The sequence below is a fragment of the Roseovarius sp. BRH_c41 genome (assembly GCF_000961715.1).
Taxonomy (GTDB): domain Bacteria; phylum Pseudomonadota; class Alphaproteobacteria; order Rhodobacterales; family Rhodobacteraceae; genus Roseovarius.
In genome coordinates this window covers 90,515-113,215 of record NZ_LADY01000020.1, presented here as the reverse complement: position 1 = coordinate 113,215, position 22,701 = coordinate 90,515, and the positions used below count along the sequence as shown (strand labels likewise).

The 22,701-nt window shown below is 62.2% G+C and carries 23 protein-coding genes and 1 tRNA gene; 17 read left to right on the top strand and 7 right to left on the bottom strand.

What is annotated here, in order from left to right:
* Positions 1-137 precede the first annotated feature (137 nt).
* Together VR71_RS06120 and VR71_RS06115 are read right to left on the bottom strand one after the other, a co-directional pair.
* Positions 138-2,390, bottom strand: coding sequence for a Hint domain-containing protein (locus VR71_RS06120; protein ID WP_045682087.1), 2,253 nt, complete (start codon positions 2,388-2,390; stop codon positions 138-140).
* Between the two features lie 190 nt (positions 2,391-2,580).
* Positions 2,581-3,333, bottom strand: a complete 753-nt coding sequence (locus VR71_RS06115) for an SDR family NAD(P)-dependent oxidoreductase (protein WP_045682085.1) — start codon at positions 3,331-3,333, stop codon at positions 2,581-2,583.
* A 73-nt stretch (positions 3,334-3,406) separates the two neighbouring features.
* Between VR71_RS06115 and VR71_RS06110 the strand changes: the two genes are divergently transcribed.
* The 3 genes from VR71_RS06110 to VR71_RS06100 all read left to right on the top strand — a co-directional run bounded on the left by VR71_RS06110 (position 3,407) and on the right by VR71_RS06100 (position 7,039).
* Positions 3,407-3,889, top strand: coding sequence for an isoprenylcysteine carboxylmethyltransferase family protein (locus tag VR71_RS06110; RefSeq protein ID WP_009815598.1), 483 nt, complete (start codon positions 3,407-3,409; stop codon positions 3,887-3,889).
* Between the two features lie 128 nt (positions 3,890-4,017).
* Positions 4,018-5,592, top strand: a complete 1,575-nt coding sequence (locus tag VR71_RS06105; protein WP_009815597.1) for a Re/Si-specific NAD(P)(+) transhydrogenase subunit alpha — start codon at positions 4,018-4,020, stop codon at positions 5,590-5,592.
* A gap of 13 nt (positions 5,593-5,605) precedes the next feature.
* Positions 5,606-7,039, top strand: coding sequence for an NAD(P)(+) transhydrogenase (Re/Si-specific) subunit beta (locus VR71_RS06100; protein ID WP_045682083.1), 1,434 nt, complete (start codon positions 5,606-5,608; stop codon positions 7,037-7,039).
* A gap of 91 nt (positions 7,040-7,130) precedes the next feature.
* Here the strand turns inward: VR71_RS06100 and VR71_RS06095 are convergent, their stop codons facing one another.
* Positions 7,131-8,081 carry a DMT family transporter gene (locus VR71_RS06095; protein WP_045682081.1) on the bottom strand — a complete coding sequence of 317 codons (951 nt, stop codon included), beginning with the start codon at positions 8,079-8,081 and terminating at the stop codon, positions 7,131-7,133.
* Positions 8,082-8,373: 292 nt separating this feature from the next.
* Here VR71_RS06095 and VR71_RS06090 point away from each other — a divergent pair, with 292 nt between their 5' ends.
* Positions 8,374-9,654, top strand: a complete 1,281-nt coding sequence (locus VR71_RS06090) for a DUF3422 family protein (RefSeq protein ID WP_009815594.1) — start codon at positions 8,374-8,376, stop codon at positions 9,652-9,654.
* A 6-nt stretch (positions 9,655-9,660) separates the two neighbouring features.
* Here VR71_RS06090 and glyA read toward each other — a convergent pair whose 3' ends face one another.
* A complete protein-coding gene (gene glyA / locus VR71_RS06085) occupies positions 9,661-10,977 on the bottom strand; it encodes an aminotransferase class I/II-fold pyridoxal phosphate-dependent enzyme (RefSeq protein WP_045682189.1) in 1,317 nt (438 codons plus the stop codon).
* A gap of 101 nt (positions 10,978-11,078) precedes the next feature.
* Here glyA and VR71_RS06080 point away from each other — a divergent pair, with 101 nt between their 5' ends.
* From VR71_RS06080 to VR71_RS06055, 6 genes are all read left to right on the top strand, one after another.
* Positions 11,079-11,969 carry a LysR family transcriptional regulator gene (locus VR71_RS06080; RefSeq protein ID WP_045682079.1) on the top strand — a complete coding sequence of 297 codons (891 nt, stop codon included), beginning with the start codon at positions 11,079-11,081 and terminating at the stop codon, positions 11,967-11,969.
* Positions 11,970-12,037: 68 nt separating this feature from the next.
* Complete coding sequence (ribB, locus tag VR71_RS06075; protein ID WP_045682077.1) at positions 12,038-13,189, top strand: 3,4-dihydroxy-2-butanone-4-phosphate synthase; 1,152 nt, start codon at positions 12,038-12,040, stop codon at positions 13,187-13,189.
* 4 nt (positions 13,190-13,193) lie between these two features.
* On the top strand, positions 13,194-13,739 hold the full coding sequence (locus VR71_RS06070; RefSeq protein WP_045682075.1) for a 6,7-dimethyl-8-ribityllumazine synthase: 546 nt from the start codon (positions 13,194-13,196) through the stop codon (positions 13,737-13,739).
* Entirely contained in the window at positions 13,736-14,218 is a 483-nt protein-coding gene (gene nusB, locus VR71_RS06065; protein ID WP_009815589.1) for a transcription antitermination factor NusB, read from the top strand. The genes VR71_RS06070 and nusB overlap by 4 nt, the downstream gene beginning before the upstream one ends.
* 145 nt (positions 14,219-14,363) lie before the next feature.
* Positions 14,364-14,699 (top strand): hypothetical protein, encoded by a 336-nt coding sequence (locus VR71_RS06060; protein ID WP_009815588.1) that lies wholly within the window; start codon positions 14,364-14,366, stop codon positions 14,697-14,699.
* A gap of 354 nt (positions 14,700-15,053) precedes the next feature.
* Positions 15,054-15,497: an MmcB family DNA repair protein gene (locus VR71_RS06055; protein ID WP_009815587.1), complete on the top strand. Its 444-nt coding sequence runs from the start codon at positions 15,054-15,056 to the stop codon at positions 15,495-15,497.
* On the opposite strand, the gene VR71_RS06050 is transcribed toward VR71_RS06055, so the two are convergent.
* Entirely contained in the window at positions 15,498-15,680 is a 183-nt protein-coding gene (locus VR71_RS06050) for a DUF6324 family protein (RefSeq protein ID WP_009815586.1), read from the bottom strand.
* A gap of 78 nt (positions 15,681-15,758) precedes the next feature.
* Between VR71_RS06050 and VR71_RS06045 the strand changes: the two genes are divergently transcribed.
* Together VR71_RS06045 and VR71_RS06040 are read left to right on the top strand one after the other, a co-directional pair.
* Positions 15,759-16,244 carry a GNAT family N-acetyltransferase gene (locus VR71_RS06045; protein ID WP_045682071.1) on the top strand — a complete coding sequence of 162 codons (486 nt, stop codon included), beginning with the start codon at positions 15,759-15,761 and terminating at the stop codon, positions 16,242-16,244.
* Between the two features lie 41 nt (positions 16,245-16,285).
* Positions 16,286-16,362 (top strand) — tRNA-His (locus VR71_RS06040).
* Positions 16,363-16,627: 265 nt separating this feature from the next.
* Here VR71_RS06040 and VR71_RS06035 read toward each other — a convergent pair.
* Positions 16,628-17,713 carry a PLP-dependent cysteine synthase family protein gene (locus VR71_RS06035; protein ID WP_045682069.1) on the bottom strand — a complete coding sequence of 362 codons (1,086 nt, stop codon included), beginning with the start codon at positions 17,711-17,713 and terminating at the stop codon, positions 16,628-16,630.
* Between the two features lie 368 nt (positions 17,714-18,081).
* On the opposite strand from VR71_RS06035, the gene VR71_RS06030 reads away from it, so the two are divergent.
* Positions 18,082-18,696, top strand: coding sequence for a hypothetical protein (locus VR71_RS06030; protein ID WP_296429957.1), 615 nt, complete (start codon positions 18,082-18,084; stop codon positions 18,694-18,696).
* 92 nt (positions 18,697-18,788) lie between these two features.
* On the opposite strand, the gene VR71_RS06025 is transcribed toward VR71_RS06030, so the two are convergent.
* Entirely contained in the window at positions 18,789-19,103 is a 315-nt protein-coding gene (locus VR71_RS06025) for a DUF6476 family protein (RefSeq protein WP_045682067.1), read from the bottom strand.
* Between VR71_RS06025 and VR71_RS06020 the strand changes: the two genes are divergently transcribed.
* The 4 genes from VR71_RS06020 (at position 19,102) to VR71_RS06005 (ending at position 22,677) form a co-directional block, all read left to right on the top strand.
* On the top strand, positions 19,102-20,130 hold the full coding sequence (locus VR71_RS06020; RefSeq protein WP_009815580.1) for a pseudouridine synthase: 1,029 nt from the start codon (positions 19,102-19,104) through the stop codon (positions 20,128-20,130). The two genes, VR71_RS06025 and VR71_RS06020, sit on opposite strands and share 2 nt — an antisense overlap.
* Positions 20,131-20,291: 161 nt before the next feature.
* Entirely contained in the window at positions 20,292-21,188 is an 897-nt protein-coding gene (gene rpoH, locus VR71_RS06015; protein ID WP_040650238.1) for an RNA polymerase sigma factor RpoH, read from the top strand.
* 133 nt (positions 21,189-21,321) lie between these two features.
* Complete coding sequence (locus VR71_RS06010; protein WP_296429953.1) at positions 21,322-22,344, top strand: alpha/beta fold hydrolase; 1,023 nt, start codon at positions 21,322-21,324, stop codon at positions 22,342-22,344.
* Positions 22,345-22,407: 63 nt separating this feature from the next.
* On the top strand, positions 22,408-22,677 hold the full coding sequence (locus tag VR71_RS06005) for a DksA/TraR family C4-type zinc finger protein (protein WP_009815577.1): 270 nt from the start codon (positions 22,408-22,410) through the stop codon (positions 22,675-22,677).
* The last annotated feature ends 24 nt before the right edge of the window (positions 22,678-22,701 follow it).

Below are 22,701 nucleotides of genomic sequence, written 5' to 3'. Positions count from 1 at the left end.
CACCACACAGACCGGCGCCAAATGGCCCCGTTGATCTTAGGAAAAACCCTTTGGAATTCTGTTAATGGCCTGGCTTGCTCTAACTTTGTCTGGAGTCAGACTATTTAACGGCACGGGTTTGGCAGAATTTAGGGATCTCATCCGCAGGGTTGCAAAAGCCGTGCCTCGTGCCGCTTGAGGCAGGGCCGCGCGGTGTCGCCATAGGCGTTGGGATTGCTGCGCAACTCGGGAAAAACCGCGAACATCTCTTCGCGCGCCTGGTCCGAAATGGCCGAAAGTCCGACAGCGCCTGCATGAAAGCTCTCGGTTGCGGCGCCTTCGGCATAGATCACCTCGTGCTGGTCGAACATGATATGGATATAGGTCACCGCCGCCTGTGCGACCCGCGTGACGGCCTGCCCATCCACCAGATGCGTGGCGGCAATCAACACCTCATCGCAGCCAAAGAGCAACTCGGCCTTGTAGCCGGTAAACAGAAAGCGGTGCTGCGGCGAGACCAGGAGCGGCGCGCGCGCCCCGTCAAGCACATGCGCGGCCACGCGCACCGGCGCAAAGCGGTCAAGTCCCGGCACCGTCCGGCGGCCGGTCCAACGGACGGGTTGCGGGCCGTGATCGCGGGTGAGTACCAAATCCCCGGCGCGCAAGGTCTCTACGTTGCGCTCGCCGTTGGGCGTCAGAAGGCGGATGCCGGGGGTGAAACAGATGATGTTCTCGATCTCGGAGAAATTCACCACCGTGCCGTCAGTCAGGGTGAAACTGCCTGATAGCCCACCCGCCGCATCGTCGGGGTTGGAGAATGTGATGTCTGCCTTGCGCGCCTCGGGCGACAGAAAGAGCGTGTCGCCGCCGGTTTCGCTGCCTTCGCCACCGACGATGGTGATCGTGCCGGTGCCGGTCTCGGCGGGCGAGCCGATGACAAAGAGGTCATCGCCATCGCCGCCATATAGCGTGTCATTCTCGCCTGCGATCAGCGTGTCAGTGCCGCCCTCGCCAAAGAGCAGGTCCGCCCCCGCGCCACCATCGAGGTAATCATTGCCCGCAATGCTATCGCTGCCCACGATCAAGGGGCTGGTCGCCAGATCCTGCACCGCCCCCCCCGGCAAGGTCACGGTGCCCGAGAGCACATTGCCGCCGAGGTTTTCCCAGTAGCGCACCTCGATGGTGTAACTCTGGCCCGCCTCAAGCGTCACCTCGCCCCAACGGGTCGTCGCGCCCTGATGGAAATCGTTGTCGAGAAACGATCCCGTCGTGCCGTTCTGATTGGTGAAGGTGACAGGATCGCCGTTGCCGTCGAGAATGCGGATGGTCGATCCATCGTCCGAGGTGGTGGCAAAGCGGTAAACCCCGTCCGCCGTGGCAATGAGGTTCGAGCTATAGATGACGCCGTAATCGTTCGGATCGCCCTGACCTGTCGCCTGTTGGCCGTGGCCTGTGACGTCGAACGCGGCAGAGGTGCCAGAGCCAGCCAACGTGCCGCTCTCGATGTCGAACGCCTGCCCGTTGGCCGATGTGAAATCGCGGGTATAGACCTGATAGCTCCAGCGTGCGGCAGTGCCGCCATCGCCATAAAGCGTGTCATTGCCTGTGCCGCCGTCGAGGCTGTCATCCCCCGCGCCACCGATCAGCGTATCGGTGCCGCCCTCGCCCAAAAGCGTGTCATTGCCGCTCTCGCCGCTCAGGCTGTCGGCGCCGGTGCCGCCCTGGACCGAATCGTTGCCCAGCCCCGCCAGCACGGTGTCATTGCCCGCGCCCGCGTTGATGACATCGTCGTTGCCGCCGCCCGGTGCGTCGTTGTTGTCCACCCGGTCAGAGCCAGAGGCGACCGGCTCGGTATAGCCGCTGTTGATGAGATCAGCGCCGCCGGTGCCCTGCACGATGCCATCATCAATGCCGATGTCAGCCCGGTCAGCCCCGAGATTGGTATTGGTGGAGGTGTTGACCGAGTTGAAGGTGACAGACTCGATCGGGCGCGCGGTCATGGCCGCGATATTCGCGGCATTCGCCGGCGTGGTATTGAGCGGCGGCGCCAGAAAGAGATTGCCATTGGTGTCCTGCACCAGAATCGCAAGAAACGATGCCGTCGTGCCATCGGTATAGGTCAGCGTGGCGTTGAATGTGGACAGGCCGTCAAAGGTAAAGGTCTGCGTGCCGCTGCCGATGTCGGTCGAGAATTGATCATTCGAGGCGGTATTGTTCATATCCAGCGCGCCCGCCGCCCCACCATTGTCGATGGTGGTGACGCGCGTCACGTTCTGGTAGAGCGGATCAATCGCGGTGCCATAGGTGCGGTTGACGAACAGGCCTGCGTTCTCGGCATTGCTGTTGCCTTCGGTCGGATCGAGAATTATCGGCTCGTTGCCTAAAAAAATCCAGTTGAAGGTCGTTGGCATTGTATTGGCACCCTGTTGTTTCCAAACTGGATACACAGCGTCTGCGGCGGCAATGGGCGCGGATTCAGGAGAAATTTAGACGAGTGTGTCCAAATTCGGACGCGTTCGACGTGTCGCAAGGCAGGGGGCGCTGCCCCCGGACCCCCCGGAGTATTTCAGCCAAGAAAAAGCCAAGAGGGCCGGGGATGGATCAGACCTGTCCGCCCGCGATTTCAAGCGCTTGGCCATTGATGCTGGATGATCCCGGACCGCAGAGCCAGAGCACCGCCTGCGCCACCTCGTCGGGGGTAATCAGGCGCTTGTGGCGGTTGGCCTCGACCATCATGGCGCGCGCCTCTTGCTCTGATACGCCTGCGCGCGCGGAGATGGCGGTGACATTGCGGCTGATGATTTCGGTGTCCACATAGCCGGGGCAAATCGCATTGAAGGTCAGACCTGTGCCAAGATAATCCTCGCTCAAGCTGCGGATCAGGCCGATCATCCCGTGTTTGCTGGCGCTATAGGCCGCAGCCCCCTTGAGCCCCTTGATCCCGGCAATCGAGGAAATTGCGATCACCCGCCCCCAATCGGTCTGGCGCATGCCGATCAGGCATTCGCGCACCGTATAAAACGCGCCGTCGAGATTGGTGGCCATGATCTGCCGCCAGAATGCGGCATCCGTCTTGTGCAGGGCGCGGCCTTCGGCGATGCCGGCATTGGGGATGCAGATTTGCACCGGGCCGCGTGCCTTGACCGCGGCGACCACGCCCGCTGCGACCTCATGCTCTTGGGTCACATCCATGGACAGCGGGTAGAGGCCCGCGCCTGCCACCTCGTCCAACACCGCCGCACGGCGTCCGGTGATCGTCACCTCAGCACCCGCCCCGGCGAGCGCGCGGGCGATGGCGAGGCCAATGCCGCTGCCGCCCCCCGTCACCAAAGCGTGCTTGCCCGCTATTGTCATCTTGCCTCCGCCATATCTCACGCTACTCTACCCGCTCTTGCTCCAGAGACAACCACGAGAGGACCGCAGGCCCATGCTGAAATGGCCCATGCTGAAATGGCCAGTGCTGAAATGGATCGACATGCCACCGGTCTGGCTTGTGGGGTTTTTGGCCGTGGCCTGGGCGCAGTCCAGTCGGTACGCCATGGGTCTCAGCTTTGGCGAGACATGGGCCGATCTCTTGGGGGGGCTGCTGGTCGGCGGGGGGATTTTGCTAGTGGCGATGGCCGCACTGGAATTTCGCCGCCATAAAACCACCATCGTCCCGCATGAGACGCCAGAGCGGGTGATCCAGTCCGGCATCTTTCGCCGCTCACGCAATCCGATCTATCTCGGTGACACCCTGATTCTCGCCGGGCTGATTCTGCGCTGGGACGCCGTTTTGGCGCTGCCGCTGATTCCCATTTTCGTCTGGGTGATTGAAAAACGCTTCATTATCCCGGAAGAGGACCGTATGCGGCGCAAATTCCGCATGGATTTTGCCCGATACTGTGAAAAAACCAGACGTTGGTTGTAGAAACCGCGACAATCTTGATCTCGTCACTCACGAAATAGTGTGAAATAACGACCTTCGGGACAAAGAAACCGGCATGCCGCAGATGCGGGGCCATCAGAACACGTCATCTGCCAGAGGGGGAGACAGCATTGAAGATCGGAACGCCAAAGGAAGTGCTTGAGGGCGAGAACCGGGTTGCCATGACGCCCGACTCGGCGCTGCAATTGCAAAAGCTGGGATATGACTGCGCGATTGAGAGCGGCGCAGGCGCTGCGGCCGGGTTCTCGGACGCCGCCTATAAGGAGGCTGGCGTCGAGGTGCTCAAGACCGCCGCGGCGCTTTACAAGGCCGCCGATGTGGTGGCCAAGGTCCGCCCCCCCAATGAGACAGAGGCCAAGCGCCTGACCGAAGGCCAGCTTCTGATTTCCTTCTTCTGGCCTGCGCAGAATGAGGCGCAGATGAAACAGCTCGCCGAAAAAGGCGCGTCGGTCATCGCCATGGACATGGTGCCGCGCATCAGCCGCGCGCAGAAGATGGACGCGCTCTCAAGCATGGCCAATATCGCCGGCTATCGGGCGGTGATCGAGGCGGGCAATAACTTTGGCCGCTTTTTCACCGGCCAGATCACGGCGGCGGGCAAGGTGCCCCCGGCCAAGGTTCTGATCGTCGGGGCCGGGGTTGCTGGCCTCGCGGCGATTGGCACCTCGACCAGCCTCGGGGCCATCACCTACGCGTTCGACGTGCGCCCCGAAGTGGCCGAGCAGGTCGAATCGATGGGCGCGCAATTCGTCTATCTCGATTTCAAGGAAGAGCAGCAGGACGGGGCCGCCTCTGGCGGCTATGCCTCTGTCTCCAGCCCCGAGTTCCGGGAGGCGCAATTGGCCAAGTTCCGCGAACTGGCCCCCGAGATGGATATCGTCATCACCACGGCGCTGATCCCCAACCGCGAAGCCCCCGAGCTCTGGACCGAGGATATGGTCAAGGCGATGAAGCCCGGCTCGGTCATCGTCGACCTTGCCGCGGAAAAGGGCGGCAATTGCAAAATGACGGTGATGGACGACAAGATCGTCACCGACAACGGCGTGACGATCATCGGCTATACCGATTTCCCCAGCCGGATGGCGGCGCAATCCTCGACGCTCTATGCCACCAACATCCGCCACATGATGACCGACCTCACGCCCGACAAGGACGGCAAGGTCAATCACAACATGGAGGATGACGTGATCCGGGGCGCGACCGTGGCCCATGCCGGTGCGGTCACCTTCCCGCCACCGCCGCCCAAGGTTGCGGCGATTGCGGCGGCCAAGCCCAAGGAAAAAGTCAAGGAACTGACTTCTGAGCAGAAGCGCGCGGCAGAACTGGCGGCGTTCAAGGCGCAGACCAAGAACCAGGTCACGCTGCTTGTGGTCGGTGCGGCCCTGCTTCTCGCCGTGGGTCTGGTGGCCCCGGCCAGCTTTATGCAGCATTTCATCGTCTTCGTGCTGGCCGTTTTCGTGGGCTTTCAGGTGATCTGGAACGTGTCGCATTCGCTGCACACGCCGCTGATGGCGATCACCAACGCGATCTCGTCGATCATCATTCTGGGCGCGCTCATGCAGATCGGATCGGGGTCTTTCCTCGTGATCGTGCTGGCGGCGCTGTCGGTGTTCATGGCCGGGATCAATATTTTCGGTGGCTTCCTCGTCACCCGGCGCATGCTCGCCATGTTCCAGAAGTCATAAGGAGTAGAGGATCATGGATTACGGTTTCACGACGGCCGCCTATGTGGTGGCGGCCATCCTCTTCATCCTCTCTCTGGGTGGGCTCTCGGGGCAGGAAAGCGCCAAGCGCGCGGTGTGGTATGGCATGGCAGGCATGGCGCTGGCGGTTGTCGCCACGCTGATCGGCCCCGGTGCCGGGCTCTGGCTCTTGTCGCTGGTGCTGATCGCCGCCGGGGGCGGGATCGGCTATGTCGTCGCCACGCGGGTGCAGATGACCGAAATGCCGCAGCTTGTGGCGGCGATGCACAGTCTTGTGGGTCTGGCGGCGGTGTTTGTCGGCTTTAATGCCGATCTCGAACTGGGCCGCGTGCTGGCGATGGACGAGACCGCGCGCAAGGGGCTTGAGGGCTTTGCCGCCGTGCTGGCCAAGAAAACCAGTGTCGAGGTGGCAATCCTGCGGGTCGAGGTGTTCCTCGGCGTCTTCATCGGGGCCGTGACCTTTACCGGCTCGATCATCGCCTTTGGCAAGCTGGCGGGCAAGGTCGATACCGCCGCCAAAAAGCTGCCGGGTGGGCATATGCTCAATGCCGGGGCGGCGTTCTTGTCGGTGGTTCTGGGGGTGATGTATTTCAACGACGCAGGCCTCTGGACGCTGGTGGTGATGACGCTTCTGGCGTTTTTCATCGGCTATCACCTGATCATGGGCATTGGCGGCGCGGATATGCCCGTGGTGGTCTCGATGCTCAACAGCTACTCGGGCTGGGCGGCGGCGGCGATCGGCTTCAGCCTTGGCAACGACCTCTTGATCGTGGTCGGTGCCTTGGTCGGCTCAAGCGGTGCGATCCTGAGCTACATCATGTGCAAGGCGATGAACCGCTCGTTCATCTCGGTCATTCTGGGCGGCTTCGGCGGCCCGGCGGGCGAACAGATGGCCGTTGAGGGCGAGCAAATCGCGATTGACGTCGATGGCGTCGCCGCAGCCCTGAACGAGGCCGACAGCATCATCATCATCCCGGGCTACGGCATGGCGGTGGCGCAGGCGCAGGGGGCGGTCAGTGAACTGACCTCGAAGCTGCGGGCCAGGGGCAAGACCGTGCGCTTTGCCATCCACCCGGTCGCAGGCCGTCTGCCGGGGCATATGAACGTGCTCCTGGCCGAGGCCAAGGTGCCCTACGATATCGTGCTGGAAATGGACGAGATCAACGAGGATTTCCCCGGCACCGATGTGGCGATCGTGATTGGCTCCAACGACATCGTCAACCCGGCGGCGCAGGACGATCCCAACTCGCCCATCGCCGGCATGCCGGTGCTGGAATGCTGGAAGGCCAAGCAGGTGTTTGTCTCCAAACGCGGCCAGGGCACCGGCTATTCGGGGATCGAGAACCCGCTCTTCTACAAGGACAACACCCGCATGTTCTACGGCGACGCCAAGGCGAGCCTGTCGAGCCTCTTGCCCAAGATCGACTGATCCTTGGAGGTGTGATTTGCGGAGGGCGCGGCCGAAAGGCTGCGCCCTTTGGCTTTGCTGCGCCCTTTGGTTTTGCTGCGCCAGCGTATCGTCAGACAGATCGCCTGCGGCGCGTGACGACCGTTCGCAGGTGTTTCACCGGACGACCGTCGACCGCGCAGAGACCTGCGCCGATCAACGCCATACCCCAGATATGCCGCGCGAGCAGCGCCTCGCCCAGAAACAGTGTCCCCAACAGAATCGCGCTGATCGGCACAAGAAGCGTCACCAGCAAGAGATTGGTCGCGCCCGCCGTCGACAGGATGCGGAAATAGAGCGTATACGCGAAAGCCGTCGATATGGCGGCGACGCCGATCACCGCGCCGATGCTCCGCCATCCGGGGACGGGCAGGGTCCAGGGCTGATCCACGACCATCACCAATGGCAAAAGGATCAGGCTGGACGCGATGACCTGACCGGTCGCGGTGCTCATCGGGCTAACGCCCAAGGTGCGAAACCTGCGCCCGAAGATGCCCGCGACAGCATAGGAAACCGCAGCGAGAAGGCATAGGATCTGGGCTGCGACGTGAACGCCAAGATCGCGCAGGGCCCCAGTGCCGATCATCACCGCGACCCCGGCAAAGCCGATCAGTACACCCGAGAGCTTGCCGCGACTCATCTGCTCGTCCTGCGTCAACAGATGCGCAAGCAAGACTCCAAAGAACGGGGTCGAGGCGTTCAGGATCGACGCCGCACCCGAGGTGATATGCTGCTGCCCCCAGACGATCAGGGTGAAGGGAATGGCATTGTTCAAAAGACCCATGCCAAGAAAGGCCGCCCAGACCCGCCGGTCCTGCGGCATCCGTTCGCCGCGCAGCCGCAGAAGCGCAAGCAGAAGGATCGCGGCAAGGGCCACCCGTGCCAGAACCACGGTCAAGACCGGCAATTCCCGCAGCGCGACGCTGTTGAAGAAGAAAGACCCGCCCCAGACGGTTGCAAGGGCCAAAAGCATGACCCATTCCCGTCCCGTCATGGGGCGGTTTGCAGGGGTGAGGAGTGGCATGTCCTGTCCTTTCACTTGGCGCTCCGGCAGAGCGGGTTGACACCACCTTGTCATCGACACGCGCGCCGGACGACCCGTTTCCTGCGCTAAAGAGGTTTTAGACGCGCGCGTGTCATCCTCTGGCGCTTTCGTCTTTGGCTGTCGTTGAAAATTGAGTATTTAGACCAAGAAAAAGCCCAAAGGTCAGGCTGTATACACTTGTGTTCCGCTAAATCATTGGGTTTGAACGAAAAACCTCTTTTTCGCGGGCGCGGCACGCGCTAAGGAGCGGTCAGGATCAGGAGAACGGCGCATGCCCCCCATTCAGGACCACCCGCTGCGCTATGATCTGGCCAATGAGCTGCATGCGCGGCCGTTTCCGTCACTTGAGGCGCCCTGTACGGCGGTGTTTCTGGCCGTCAAGCAACCGCATGACGCGGCCAAGCGCGACCGCGCGGCGGATCTGGCGCATCTGACGGCGCTTCTGGATCGCTACGGGGCCAAGCATCCGCAGCCGGGGGCCACGCATTATTCCGGTCAGATCGGGCGGCACAGCCTGAAATGGGAAAGCCATACCGAGATGGTGACCTATACCGTCTTTACCGACGGGGTCAGCGCGCGCCCCTTTGATCCGGCAGATTTCGAGGTCTTTCCCGTCGATTGGCTGTCCGATGCGCCGGGGCTGCGCGTCACCTCTGCGATGATCCGGGTGATCCCGTGGAAAAGCCGCGAGGCGACGCGCGACGAGATTGATCAGTGGTTCGTGTCCGAGAGCGTGGCTGTGGCGCGGGTGCTGGATGATGCGGCCGTGATGGCGGGCGATTTCCGGATTGATCCGGCGGGGCATCTGCGGTTCTCGCTACATGTCGCCCCCTCAACCGGCGCGCGCCGGATTGGCCGTGTGGTGCAGCGCCTCTGCGAGATCGAGACCTACAAGGCGATGTCGATGCTGGGCTTTGCCCGCGTTCGCGAAATGGGCCGCCAGATGGGCGACACCGACAGCCAGTTGAGCCGCCTCATCAATGACATGACCGGCGGCAGCCAGCCGGCGGAGGAAACGCTGCAAAGCCTGTTGCGGGTTTCGGCGGAACTGGAGGCGCTGGTGGCGCAATCCTCGTTCCGCTTTGGCGCCACGGCAGCCTATGAGCAGATCGTGCATCAGCGGATCGTCGTTTTGCGCGAGGAGCGCTTTGAGGGCCGTCAGACATTCGCGGAATTCATGATGCGCCGCTATGATCCGGCGATGCGCACGGTGCGCGCCACCAAGGACCGGCTGGCCGCGATGGCAGACCGGGCGATGCGGGCGGGCGAATTGCTGCGCACCCGCGTCGATGTCGAACGCAGCGCGCAGAATCAGGCGCTGTTGGAGAGCATGGACAAACGCGCCGATCTGCAATTGCGCCTGCAAAAGACCGTTGAAGGCCTGTCAGTGGTGGCGATCAGCTATTACGCCGTCTCGCTCGCGGGCTATCTGCTCTATCCGTTGGCGGAGGCGCTGGAGGTCAGTAAAGGCATGGTCACAGCCATTGCGACCCTGCCGGTGATCGTGCTCGTGTGGTGGATGGTTCAGCGCATCCGCAAGAAACTGCATTGACGCCGCTCAGGTGATGTAATGCAGCCGGTCAAAGCTCTGTCGCCAGTCCGACACCTCGGGGCGCAGCGCGTCCGGGTCATTGCCGCGCAGCGCCCGCGCGATCACGGCGGCCATGCGCGGAGCATGGTCTGGCGTGACCCCCCAGCGGACCAGTTCCGGCGTGCCGATGCGCAGCCCGTTCATGTCGCCCGCCACGGCGGGTAGGGGCAGGCCGATGCCACAGGCGAGAAAGCCTGCGCGGCGCAGTGTTTTGGATGCCGCCTGACCGCCGCCAAATCCGGCTGCCGCGATGGCGAATTGATGCGAGGCCGTGGCGATACCCCCGGCCTTGAAGACCGGCAGACCTTCTGCCTCGAGCGCCGCTGCCAGCGCCTGCGCCAGTGCGATCATCTGCGCGGCATAGGCGCGCCCATGCATCCGCCAATCCAAGAGCGTTACTGCCAGAGCCGCCGATTTCGCCGCGTCGAAATTCGCGGTAAGCCCCGGAAAGGCGATGGCATCCAGCCGCTCGGCCAGAGCGGTGTCATTGCTGACGATGAGCCCACCGGCAGGCCCGCCAAGGCTCTTGTAGGTGCTCATCGTCATCAGATGCGCGCCCTCATGGAGGGGGTTCTTCCATGCGCCACCCGCAATGATCCCACATTGATGCGCCGCGTCAAAGAGCAGATGCGCGCCCACGTCATCGGCAATCGCGCGCACCTCGCGCACCGGATGTTCCTGCAGATTGAGGCTCGCGCCCAGCGTGATCAGCCGGGGGTGTTCAGCCTCAGCCAGCGCGCGCAGCCTCTCGACATCCACCGTATACCCATCGGCATGGACCGGCGCCTCAAGGATGCGCAGCCCGTAGAGCCCGGCACAGCCCGGCGCGTGATGGGTCACATGCCCGCCGATGCTGGCAGGCGGCGCAATGATCGTGTCGCCGGGTTTGCAGGTGGCCATAAAGGCGTAGAGGTTGGCAATCGCGCCGGAGGGGACGCGAATCTCGGCATAGCGGGCGTCAAACACCTCGGCGGCGAGTTCGGCCGCGATGACCTCGATTTCCTCGATCGCCTCAAGCCCCATTTCGTATTTGTCGCCCGGATAGCCCAACGACGGGCGCGACCCGATGCCAGAGGCGAGAAGAGCCTCGGCGCGCGGGTTCATCACATTGGTGGCGGGGTTGAGGTTGAAACACTCGGCCTCATGGATGCGGCGGTTGTCCTCGGCCAGCGCCTCGATGCGCGCGGCGATTGTGTCTGCGTCTTGGGTGGCGGTGCGGGTGGCAAGCGTCTGGATCAGGTCTTCGCATAGGCTGGGCACCCAGGGGCGGCGGGCAAGTGTCATGGCGGTCTCCTCAGGATCGGTTTCCAGCAAAATGCTTTGACGGGCTGGACGGCGCAAACGAGATTATATAAAATTCAGCGTAGAAAAACTAAGGCTAGAAAATGTCTGTATCGCCTCCGCGTCCCAAGGGTCCGCCGCTCAATGCGTTGCGTGCGTTTGAGGCCGCCGCTCGTCTGGGTGGTTTTGCCAATGCCGCCGAAGAGCTCTGCGTCACCCCCGGTGCGATCTCGCAGCATATCCGCGCGCTGGAGGCGTGGATCGGCGCGGACCTCTTTGAGCGCCGCTCGCAGGGGGTGCGGCTGACCGCGCTGGGGGCCGAGGCGCTGCCGGGGTTTGCCACGGCTTTTGATGCGATGGGGGCGGCTGTGCATGCCATGCGGAGCGCCGCGCGGCATGGCACGCTGCATATCGCGGCGCTGCCATCGGTGGCGCAACTCTGGCTCTCGCCGCGCCTGCCGGCGGTGCGCGCGGCGCTGCCGGACCTGCGCATTTCCGTCTCGGCCATCGAGAGCCCGCCCAATCTGGCGCGCGATCTCTTTGACCTCAGCCTCTTTATCCGCCCGCCGACCGGGGCCCGGGGCGAGCGGGTGCTGGCGCGGGATATGATCCTGCCGGTCTGTGCGCCCGAGATTGCCGCAGGTTTGCGCAGCTCTGACGATCTTGTCGGGGAAACCCTGTTGCACGATGCGCTCTGGCCCGAGGATTGGGCGCAATGGGCACGGGCGAGGCTGCCGGGTATCAGCCTTCCCACCAACGGGCCGCGCTATTCACTCTATGCCATCGCGTTGGAGGAGGCGCGACATGGGGCGGGGGTATTGATGGGGCATCAGAGCCTTGTGCAGAGCGCGTTAGACGATGGCACCCTTGTCGCGCCCTTTGATCTGGCTGTGCCGACGGGCAAGGCGCTGGTGCTGGAGCATCCGGCCTTTGATCCGCCCCGCGCCGATCTGGCGCGGGTGTTGGCACTGCTCGGCGGACAGGTCACGGGCTGATCCCCTCTGGCCATTGCCGCGCGGCTGCGGTATCCGGGCCGGGTTGCAACACCCCGGAGGGCGCGCTCATGTCCGACACCGTTCCATTCGAGAAACCCGGCCCCGTCGAGGCCGATCTGCGTCACGCCATCGCGCCGACCGAAGAGATCATCGCCGAGGCGCGCAAGGGCCGGATGTTCATCCTCGTGGACCATGAGGACCGCGAGAACGAGGGTGATCTGGTGATCGCCGCCGAATTCGCCACGCCCGAGGCGGTGAATTTCATGGCGACCCACGGGCGTGGCCTGATTTGTCTGCCGATGACAGCCGAGCGGATCGACCGGCTGGGCCTGCCGATGATGGCGGTCAACAATTCCTCGCGGCATGAAACCGCCTTTACCGTCTCGATCGAGGCGCGCGAAGGGGTGAGCACCGGGATTTCCGCCCATGATCGCGCCCTGACCATTGCCACGGCGATCAACGAGCAAAATACCATGGCGGCGATTGCCACGCCGGGGCATGTGTTTCCGCTGCGCGCGCGGCGCGGCGGCGTGCTGGTGCGCGCCGGTCATACCGAGGCGGCGGTTGATATCGCGCGCCTTGCCGGGCTGAACCCCTCGGGCGTGATCTGTGAGATCATGAAGGAAGACGGCGGGATGGCGCGGCTGCCCGACCTCATCGAATTTGCGGCCAAGCATGACCTGAAAATCGGCACGATTTCAGACCTCATTGCCTACCGGCACAAGCACGATAACCTGATCACCGAAATCCGGCGCGAAACCGTGACATCGAGTCACGGTGGCGCCTGGGACATGCGGATTTTCGCCGACCAGATCACGCAGACCGAACATGTCGTGCTGAGCAAGGGGGACATCACCGATGGACGCCCCGTGCTGGCGCGCACCCATGCGCTCAATGCGCTGGAGGATGTGCTGGGCATAGGCCTGAGCAAACGCGCCGAAGGCCCCACCGGCAAGCTGCCGCGTGCGATGGAAATCATTGCCCGCGAGGGACGCGGTGCCGTGTTCCTGTTCCGCCAACCCCGGCCCAAGCTGGCGGGCGAGATGGAGGATGAGGATGCGCCGCGCACCATCAAGCACACCGGGCTTGGGGCGCAGATCATGTCGACCATGGGCATTCACGAGTTGATTCTGCTGACGGACAGCCCGAAAACCCGCTATCTGGGTCTGGATGCCTATGGCATTTCGATTATAGGCACCCAGCCACTGACCGAGGAGTGAGAGCATGGCCGAGCATGAATACACCCTGCCGCGTGCCGAGTTTGACAAGCCAGTGAAGCTCTTGATCGTCGTGGCGCCGTTTTACCGCGACATCGCCGACAATCTGATCGCTGGGGCCACCGCCGAGATCGAGGCCACGGGCGGCACCTATGAGATTGCCGAAGTGCCCGGCGCGCTGGAAATCCCCACTGCTATCGGCATCGCGGAACGCATGTCCAACTTTGACGGCTATGTCGGGCTGGGCTGTGTGATCCGGGGCGAGACCACGCATTACGAGACCGTCTGCAATGACAGCTCGCGTGGGATTGCGCTCTTGGGCTTGCAGGGGCTGTGCATCGGCAATGGCATTCTCACCGTCGAGAACCGCCCGCAAGCCGAGGTGCGCGCCGATCCCAAAGCCATGAACAAAGGCGCAGGGGCTGCGGCAGCGGCCTTGCATCTGGTGGCCTTGGCCCGTAAATGGGGCGGCCCGCGCAAAGGCGTCGGCTTTAAACCTGCGACCGAAGAGATCCAGATCGCGGGTCAGACAAAAGGCACGCCCACCGCATGACCACCGATCCCGCCCTCTCTGGCAACCGCAAACGCCAGATGAAATCCGCAGCCCGCCTCTACGCGGTGCAGGCTCTGTTTCAGATGGAACATTCCGGCCAGACCTCTGACGTGGTGCGCGAGGAGTTTCTGGATTTCCGGTTCGGGGCCGAAGTGGACGAGGGCGTCGACATGGCCGAGGGCGATGTCGATCTGTTTCGCAAACTGCTCGACGATGCGGTGAACTGGCAGGCCAAGATTGACCAGATGACTGACCGCGCCTTGGTGGCGAAATGGCCGATTGCGCGGATTGATCCGACCCTCCGGGCGCTCTTTCGCGCAGCGGGGGCCGAACTGGTCGAGTCCGACACGCCGCCCAAGGTGGTGATCATGGAATATGTCGATGTTGCCAAGGCCTTTTACCCGGCGGGCAAGGAATCGAAATTCGTCAATGCCGTGCTCGATCACATGGCGCGCGAGGCGCGACCCGAGGCGTTCTGAACGAGGCCCCGCCAGCGTGAGGGCCAGCCCCAAACCCCGAGGTATTTGCGGCCAGATGAAAGCGACAGGTAAAAGGGTCGCGGGGCGCCGACTTGTAATTCTGTGTCAAAAGCGTAAACTTGAGCCAAAGCAAAGGAGTCGTTTCATGCCCAAGCTTATACGCCTCTACATCACGCAGGTTGCCATCGGCTTTGGCATCGCGGGGGTCTTTGTCGCCCTGCTGCTGTGGTTCAATGTCGCAAATCTCTGGCATCTGGTCAGCCATTCCGACAAGGGGCTGCTGGCCGTTGTGATCCTGTGGTTTGCGAACGGCATCGTGTTCGCAGGCGTGCAATTCGCCATTGCCGTGATGCGGATGAAAGATGACGATGACGACGAGCCGCGCGGTGGGCACCGTCAGCATATGATGCAGCGCGACTATATGGCTATCCCGGTCCGGGTCGACGATGGCCGCGCCCGTGAGGCATGGCGCAAGCGCTAGGACCGTTCACCGCGTTCGAACTGAGGTCTGAAGCGCCCCCTTGCGGGGCGTTTTCAGTGCGTACAGACTGCATGTCCACACAGGACACGGTGTCCGCAGGTGAAAGGTTGGATCTGGGTGTGACGGGCCCGTAGCAACCGTTCGGTGGTATGATTCCCGAGGACCTGTATGTACAGGTGGGCATCGGATAACTGGACCAGGGCCCAGACAGAGCCAATTCCCTCGGATTTGCTTAAGGCCACTGGAATGCAACCGTTATCGAGAAGAACAGAACCCGCCACGCCTCACAGTTAAGCCTTTGCTCGGGCCACGACAAGGGGTTGCGCGCGTTCGTGGTTTGTTCATAATCGCCGCATGGAATGGACCGCCGATCAAATCCTGCAACCGGGACAACTTCTGGCACGCGGAGTGTGTCGCCATCTACGCGGCTATGATTTTGATTCTATTGTAGAGTTTGTGCCGGAGCGGGGGCGGCGCGTGGATGTCATGGCGATTGGTCCCAAGGGTGAAATTTGGGTGATCGAGTGCAAATCAAGCCGCGCCGATTTCATGGGGGACGCCAAATGGCAAGGATATCTGCAATGGTGTGACCGCTATTTCTGGGCCGTAGACGCGGAGTTTCCCATCGACCTGCTGCCAGATGGCACCGGGCTGATTCTCGCCGATGCCTATAATGCAGAGATCATTCGCATGGCGCCGGAAACCCGGCTTGCCGGGGCGCGCCGTGCCGCGCTCACCCGTAAATTCGCCCGTCATGCGGCGCGGCGTCTGCAATCGGTGCTGGACCCGCGCCTGTGATCACTTGGCCCGCGCAGCCGTGGCCGAAGCGATGAGCTCTTGAGCGATTTCCTCGGCCTCATCTGGGGTGAAGTCCATAGGAATTTCAAGGCCTTGCGCCTCAATGTAGAGGCGCACCATGCCCTGATCGGTGGGCCCGATTTGCAGGTTGGCTTCGACGTCGCTCTCTGAATTGATACCCATTGCGCTCTCCTTGAAAGAGCCGGTTTGCTACTCTTTTCCCACTTGCTTGACAAGCGCCTTGGCGCTTTGGTGAGGGGTATGGACGAAATCACTCTGCGCCTCTTTCATCCGGACGATGCCCCTTGGCTCATCGAGCGTCACGGGACCCTTTATGCTCAGGAGGCGGGGTTCGATGCTACGTTCGCCCCGCTCGTGGCCGAAATCGTCAATGACTTCATAGCGATGCATGATCCAGAGCGCGAAGCGGGCTGGGTCGCGGAGGCAGGCGGGCAGCCGCTTGGGTCAATCTTTTGCGTCGCGTTGAGCGAGGATATCGCCAAATTGCGGCTCTTTCTGCTCGACCCCGGCGCGCGGGGCAGGGGCCTTGGCCAGCGGATGTTGAGTCATTGCATGGCCTTTGCCCGAAAGGCGGGCTACCGGGGCATGCAGCTTGCGACCCATGAAAGCCACCGCGCCGCTTGCGCGCTTTATGCGCGCAACGGCTGGCGGATCGCCACTTCGCACCCGGTGCGGTCGTATGGCTGTGATCTTGTGGAACAAACCTGGGAAATCCGCTTTCATTAGGCTTGCATTCGGAGAACGGTAAAGTTACATCGCCCTCCAGTGCCGCCTTAGCTCAGTTGGTTAGAGCGCTGGATTGTGGATCCAGAGGTCCCCTGTTCAAGCCAGGGAGGCGGTACCATCAAAACCCGATAGAACATGCCAAGCGGGTCTGACTGAGTTCAGAGATCCGCGTGATTTCTGCATGCTTCGCAAACCTCTCGACATGCGACCGCAACGCACTGGCGTTGCCCCTCCGGTTCGGACGGGTTTACGGTGGTCTGAAGTGTACCCGGTTTAGGTCTTACACTGCGTGTTTTTGCTCCAAGCCCGACCAATATGCATGGTTGGGCCTCTGCGGATCATGTCAGGGCGTGTGCCCGTCACCACCTTGGGTCAGTGACGGGTTATTCGGCTGCCATTCGGTATCCCGGCGTCGAGTTTGACATGGCCAGTTCCTCGTCATCCATGAACTCGACAATGTCTTCGAACAGCGGCGTGGACAGGTAACGCTCTCCTGTGTCGGGCAACATGGCGAGGATCACCGATCCTTTGGGCGCCCGTTCGGCAATCTGCATGGCGACAGCAAAGCTCGCGCCGCCCGAGACACCGGTCAGGATTCCCTCGCGTGCGGCGAGTTTCTTGGCCCAAGCGATGCCGTCTGCACCAGTGACCGGGATCAAGTCGTCATAGCCGCCCGTGTCCAAGGCTTCTTGGAGCACCAGCGGAATGAAATCCGGCGTCCAACCTTGGATGGGATGTGGCTCAAAGGCGGGATGACTGCCCGCGGGGGCACCGTTGCTGCTACGCTCCTGAGCGATCCCACTTGCGATCAGCGCGGCATTCGCGGGTTCGCTGAGAATGATCTTTGTCTCCGGACACTCCTTGCGCAGAACCCGCGCGAGTCCCGTGACCGTGCCGCCGGTTCCGTATCCTGTGACGAGATAATCCAGCCTGTCACCGGAAAAATCATTGATGATCTCGCGCGCGGTTGTTGATTCGTGGATATCCGCATTTGCCGATGTCTCAAATTGATGCGCGAGGAACCAGCCGTTCTTTTCGGCCAATTCCACGGCTTTCATATACATTCCCGTGCCCTTTTCCGCGCGCGGCGTCAGCACGACCTTGGCACCCAGCATCCGCATCATCCGCCGACGTTCGACCGAAAAGCTGTCGGCCATGGTGACAACCAGCGGATAGCCTTTCTGCGCACAGACCATCGCGAGCCCGATGCCGGTATTCCCGCTGGTGGCCTCGACCACGGTCTGACCCGGCTTCAGAGTACCTGCGCGTTCCGCAGCCTCTATGATGTTGAGGGCAAGCCGGTCCTTGACCGATGCTGCCGGATTGAAAAACTCGGCCTTGACGTAAACGCGCACATCCGGCGGCGCGATATTGTTGATACGAACGACCGGTGTGTCGCCAACGGTATCAAGGATCGAGTCGTAGAGGCGTCCTCGTCCATTTGTGGTTCGGAGTGTTCCAGTTGTCATTCGTGTTCTCCCTTAGTCTGTCCGGTCGTGCGGTGGTGGGCCCGTCTTCGCCTGAGACCTGAACGGATACGCCGCAGCAAGACGTCTTGCACGACACGCAAAGGACAACGAAGATGGTGAAGGATACCATCGGCGCGGACATCTCGAAAGACCATCTCGACGCGCGCCGCCTGATTGACGTCGAGCCCAAGGGCAGGGGTCATGATCGCTGACAGACGGTCCGACATCTGGAATGAACAGGCAAAGCAGAGCGGAACAGGCGCATTGCCTTGCCTTTGCTGGCGTATGGCACCCCTGGCTCGCGTGTGGCTGAGGTCAGGCGAGTAGAGTTTTCGGGGCTCCACTCAAATCTCGGAAACTCTGGAGTCGTGAAAGTCGTCAGCATCAGGCATAATGCGCGAACGACGCCCCGTTCGGCGGTGCGGGACTGGGGTGCGGGACTGGGGCGCGGGACGGGCCACGAGCAACCATCGCATCTGCCTTTTCCGTTTACCCGGTGGCCCGACCGGGTATTACTTTCAGTGACGCGCCATGCTGGCGCCGCCTCTGCCGCGCGACATCCGGAGATCAACGCTTTGACCAGAGTTTCAAGAATCTTTGCAGCCCTTGTGCTGGCATCATTTGCCGCTGGCTGCAGCACGCCGCGCGAAAGCTGCATCGCCTCTGTGACGCGTGACTACAGGGCACTTGAAAGTCTGATGGTCGAAACGCAGCAAAATATCATTCGGGGCTACGCGGTCCATTCGCAAAGCGTGCCCTATACCGTCCAAGGCATCTGCCACTGGAGCGATCCCTATACATACCGAACGTTGCCCTATCCCTGCCCGTCAACCCAATACCGGACCCAGACAACGCCGGTGGCGATTGATGTCAGCCATGAGAAGGAAAAACTTGCGCAATACAAACGTTTGTTGCCCGATTACGCCGCCAGGGCCGCAAATGGTGTAAAGCAGTGCAACGCGCAGTTTCCGGAAAATTCATAGGCCCTGACCCCGCGCGACCCCGTTCGATGGGTGATCCGCCACTCGGGCCCGAGTGGCTGCGCGATGTGGTCCGATGTCCCCGTTTTTCGGGGTCACTCTTGCCGCTCAACGGTCACGGTTTGCCGCAGGGTTCCGCTCTGGCGGTCATAAATCAAGATGCGGTTGTCGTCGGTCACGATCGCATACCAGTCGCGGCCTTGGGTAAAGGCTGTGGCGTTGGTGCCATCTGGCAGGGCGATGCTGTCAGGCACAACAGGCCGCGCCACGGTGTCATACCCCCAGAAGCGGGTGACAAGCAGCCCCACGATCACTAGAAGGCCCACAATCATGGTCGCGGTCAGGACAGTGACCAGCCGCGCCAGAAATTTCAGTGTCGCCGGACTGATCGGCGCGGAGTTGTCATCCATGGGGCTAGAACCACTTGTCTTTCGGATCGGGGATGATCCGCCTCAACGCCTTGATAAGGCGCTTTCGCGCGATGTGCCAGAGGAGGCGACCCTGTCGCGCACCCGTCTGGCGCGGCTGCTCGAAGAGGGGGCTGTGCAGGTCAATGGCGCGGTGATGCGCGACGCCAAGGCGCGGGTGACTGCGGGCGACCTGATAGAAATCCTCGTGCCAGAGGCGCGCGAGAGCCATATCAGCGCCGAGGCGATAGCGCTGACCGTCGTCTATGAGGATGACGATCTGATCGTCATAAACAAACCGGCCGGCATGGTTGTGCATCCGGCACCAGGCAGTCCGGAGGGGACGCTGGTCAATGCGCTGTTGCATCATTGCGGCGACAGCCTGTCAGGGGTGGGCGGGTCCAAACGACCCGGCATCGTCCACCGCATCGACAAGGACACCAGCGGTCTCTTGGTGGTTGCCAAATCGGATGCCGCGCATCAGGGGTTGGCCGCGCAATTCGAGGCGCATAGCGTCGAGCGCTCATACCGCGCCGTGGTCAATGGTGTGCCCGATGCTGGCGACCCGCGTCTGCGGGGCCTGCCCGGCATCAGTTTCGAGGCCGGCAATATCCTGCGCATCGCCACCCGTCTGGCCCGACACAAGACCGACCGTCAAAAACAGGCCGTGTTGTTTGAGGGCGGGCGGCATGCGGTGACGCGGGCACGCGTGATCGAGTCCTTTGGGACGCCCGGCGTTGTTTCGCTCATGGAGTGCTGGCTGGAGACCGGGCGCACCCACCAGATTCGGGTGCATATGGCGCATGCCGGGCACGGGCTGATTGGTGATCCGGTCTATGGCGGACGTCGAAAACTCTCGGAGAAGGCACTTTCAGCCACGGCCGTCGCGGCCGCGCGCGACTTTCCCCGGCAGGCGCTGCATGCGGCTGTGCTGGGGTTTGTGCATCCGGTGAGCGGCATGGCCCTGCGGTTCGAGGCGGCGCTGCCCGAGGACATGACAACCCTGATCGCTGCGCTGCGTGGATCGTGACAGAGGCGCAAGATCGCGTGACTTTTTGTCATAATGCGGGCGTAGCGACGGAACTATCCTAGATCAGCGTTAGTTGATCTAGAGTACGACAGCACCTTGAAAGGGTGTCAGCCTGTACCTAGTTCAATGTTAACGATGTAAACATCAGGAGGGACAACCGAGTGGGAAATTACAAGAATCTGCCGGCCCCAACGCCGGAAGGCGGTTTGAACCGCTACATGCAGGAAATCCGCAAATTCCCGCTGCTAGAGCCGGAAGAGGAATACATGCTGGCGAAACGTTGGGTCGAGGAACAGGACACCGAGGCGGCGCACAAGATGGTCACCAGCCACCTGCGTCTGGCCGCCAAGATCGCCATGGGCTATCGCGGCTACGGCCTGCCGCAGGCCGAGGTGATTTCCGAGGCCAATGTGGGGCTGATGCAGGCGGTCAAGCGGTTCGACCCCGAGCGCGGCTTTCGGCTTGCGACCTATGCGATGTGGTGGATTCGCGCCAGCATTCAGGAATATATCCTGCGCTCGTGGAGCCTTGTGAAACTGGGCACCACCTCGGCGCAGAAAAAGCTGTTTTTCAATCTGCGCAAGGCCAAAGCCAAGATCGGCGCGCTGGAAGATGGCGATATGCGGCCCGAAGTCGTCAAGAAGATCGCGACTGATCTGGGCGTGACCGAGGCCGAAGTCATCAGCATGAATCAGCGGATGGCCGGGGCTGACGCATCGCTCAATGCCACGGTTGGCTCTGAGGGCGAAGGGTCGATGCAGTGGCAGGACTGGCTCGAGGATGAGGATGCCGATCAGGCTGGTGATTACGAGCGACGCGATGAAATGGATGCGCGACGCGAATTGCTGACCATGGCGATGGACGTGCTCAACGAGCGCGAGCGCGATATCCTGACACAGCGCCGCCTGAGCGATGAAACCGTGACCCTCGAAGATCTGAGCGCGGAATATGACGTGAGCCGTGAACGTATCCGTCAGATCGAGGTGCGGGCCTTTGAGAAACTGCAAAAGCGGATGCGGGCGCTGGCGCAGGAAAAAGGCATGCTTGCATCGGTCTGAAGCAACGCTTGGCGCGACCGAACAAAACGCGTATCTCTCGACCGACAATCAGTGTGCGAGGGATACAGTGACGCAAGCAGCAGGGCAGGCGGTGACAGGGGCAAACCGTGGAGTCAGGCTTTTGTGCTTTGGCATGGTTCTTCTCATCGCCGCCTGTGCGCCGCGCGCAACCGCCGAGCGCGCGGCCCCCAATCCCGCAGCCACGGTCGTGCCGATCTATGTTGCGACGGGGCGCAGGCTCGATCAGACCGGGCCGATTTTCGGGTTGGAGCGGACAGAGGGTCTGCGCTATTTCCGGACCGATGTGTCCGTTCCACCAACCCACCAACCGGGGCAGATCGAATGGCCGGACGGCCCTCCGGACGCGGCCACGGATTTTGTCGTCACCGGAACCGAGGTCTTCCCCAGTCCCGGCGCGATGGTCAATGAGGTCAGGCAAGAGCACGCAGGACGCGAGACCCTGCTCTTTGTGCATGGCTACAACAACACGCTGTCCGAAGCGATGTATCGGCTGGCACAGATCCAGACCGATTTCGACACGGGCATGCCGGGACTGTTGTTCTCGTGGCCCTCGGCGGGCGATCCGCGTGGCTATATCTATGACCGCGATTCGGTGCTTTATGCGCGCGATGATCTGACTGATATGCTGCGCCAGCTGACCCGCGCGCCGGGTGACAAGGTGTTCTTGCTGGCGCATTCCATGGGGTCGAGCCTTGTGATGGAATCACTGCGCGAAATCGCCCTCAGTGGGGACCGCCATTTGCTGAACCGGATCAGCGGTGTGGTGCTGATGTCGCCTGATATCGACCCGGATGTGTTTGACCGTCAGGCCGAGGTGATCGGCAAACTGCCGCAACCGTTCCTGATCTTCATCACCAAGGCGGACCGGGCGCTGACTGTCTCGGGGTTCATTACCGGGCGCAAACCGCGTTTGGGCATGATCGACACCGTTGACAAGGTGCAGCGGCCGGATGTTCAGGTCTTCGACTTCAGCACTTTGGCGGATGGCTCCGGGCTCAATCACTTTGTGCCCGTTACATCGCCTGCCGCCATCGGTCTTCTGCGCGAGATATTGGCCGAGTCAGGGCCACAGAGCAGTGACTTCATCAAGAGCATGGCGCTGCGCCTTCCCAAACCCAAAGTGTTGCAGCCCTGAGGAAGTGGGAATTGACGCAAAGTGCAGGGCGCGTAGACTGAAACTCTGCGAAAGGAGGATGCCATGGCTGGCGGATGGGCGCGCGACGGCGCGGTAAGTGAACAGATCGAGGCGTCGATTTCTGATGAATTGGCGCGGTTGAAGGCGCGGCGCGGCCCGCAGGGCGAGAGCCTGACGCATTGCGCCGAATGCGAGGAACCGATCCCCGAGGCGCGGCGCGTGGCGATTCCAGGGGTCAAGCTCTGCATCGACTGCCAGCAAGAGCGCGACGCGGCCCAATCCCCGCGCGGCGGCATCAACCGGCGCGGATCAAAGGACAGCCAGTTGAAGTGAGGGGGGAAAGCGGGGGCTCTGCCC

Bases quoted from the DNA above. Each gene is read 5' to 3' on its own strand.
- VR71_RS06090 (WP_009815594.1), top strand. From the start codon at position 8,374: ATGCCCCCCATTCAGGACCACCCGCTGCGCTATGATCTGGCCAATGAG.
- VR71_RS06010 (WP_296429953.1), top strand. From the start codon at position 21,322: ATGGTTCTTCTCATCGCCGCCTGTGCGCCGCGCGCAACCGCCGAGCGC.
- glyA (WP_045682189.1), bottom strand. From the start codon at position 10,977: ATGACACTTGCCCGCCGCCCCTGGGTGCCCAGCCTATGCGAAGACCTG.
- VR71_RS06115 (WP_045682085.1), bottom strand. From the start codon at position 3,333: ATGACAATAGCGGGCAAGCACGCTTTGGTGACGGGGGGCGGCAGCGGC.
- VR71_RS06110 (WP_009815598.1), top strand. From the start codon at position 3,407: ATGCTGAAATGGCCCATGCTGAAATGGCCAGTGCTGAAATGGATCGAC.
- nusB (WP_009815589.1), top strand. From the start codon at position 13,736: ATGACCACCGATCCCGCCCTCTCTGGCAACCGCAAACGCCAGATGAAA.
- VR71_RS06050 (WP_009815586.1), bottom strand. From the start codon at position 15,680: ATGGGTATCAATTCAGAGAGCGACGTCGAAGCCAACCTGCAAATCGGG.
- VR71_RS06080 (WP_045682079.1), top strand. From the start codon at position 11,079: ATGTCTGTATCGCCTCCGCGTCCCAAGGGTCCGCCGCTCAATGCGTTG.
- VR71_RS06100 (WP_045682083.1), top strand. From the start codon at position 5,606: ATGGATTACGGTTTCACGACGGCCGCCTATGTGGTGGCGGCCATCCTC.
- VR71_RS06095 (WP_045682081.1), bottom strand. From the start codon at position 8,081: ATGCCACTCCTCACCCCTGCAAACCGCCCCATGACGGGACGGGAATGG.
- VR71_RS06060 (WP_009815588.1), top strand. From the start codon at position 14,364: ATGCCCAAGCTTATACGCCTCTACATCACGCAGGTTGCCATCGGCTTT.
- VR71_RS06035 (WP_045682069.1), bottom strand. From the start codon at position 17,713: ATGACAACTGGAACACTCCGAACCACAAATGGACGAGGACGCCTCTAC.
- VR71_RS06045 (WP_045682071.1), top strand. From the start codon at position 15,759: ATGGACGAAATCACTCTGCGCCTCTTTCATCCGGACGATGCCCCTTGG.
- VR71_RS06025 (WP_045682067.1), bottom strand. From the start codon at position 19,103: ATGGATGACAACTCCGCGCCGATCAGTCCGGCGACACTGAAATTTCTG.
- VR71_RS06120 (WP_045682087.1), bottom strand. From the start codon at position 2,390: ATGCCAACGACCTTCAACTGGATTTTTTTAGGCAACGAGCCGATAATT.
- VR71_RS06020 (WP_009815580.1), top strand. From the start codon at position 19,102: ATGGGGCTAGAACCACTTGTCTTTCGGATCGGGGATGATCCGCCTCAA.
- ribB (WP_045682077.1), top strand. From the start codon at position 12,038: ATGTCCGACACCGTTCCATTCGAGAAACCCGGCCCCGTCGAGGCCGAT.
- VR71_RS06005 (WP_009815577.1), top strand. From the start codon at position 22,408: ATGGCTGGCGGATGGGCGCGCGACGGCGCGGTAAGTGAACAGATCGAG.
- VR71_RS06070 (WP_045682075.1), top strand. From the start codon at position 13,194: ATGGCCGAGCATGAATACACCCTGCCGCGTGCCGAGTTTGACAAGCCA.
- VR71_RS06055 (WP_009815587.1), top strand. From the start codon at position 15,054: ATGGAATGGACCGCCGATCAAATCCTGCAACCGGGACAACTTCTGGCA.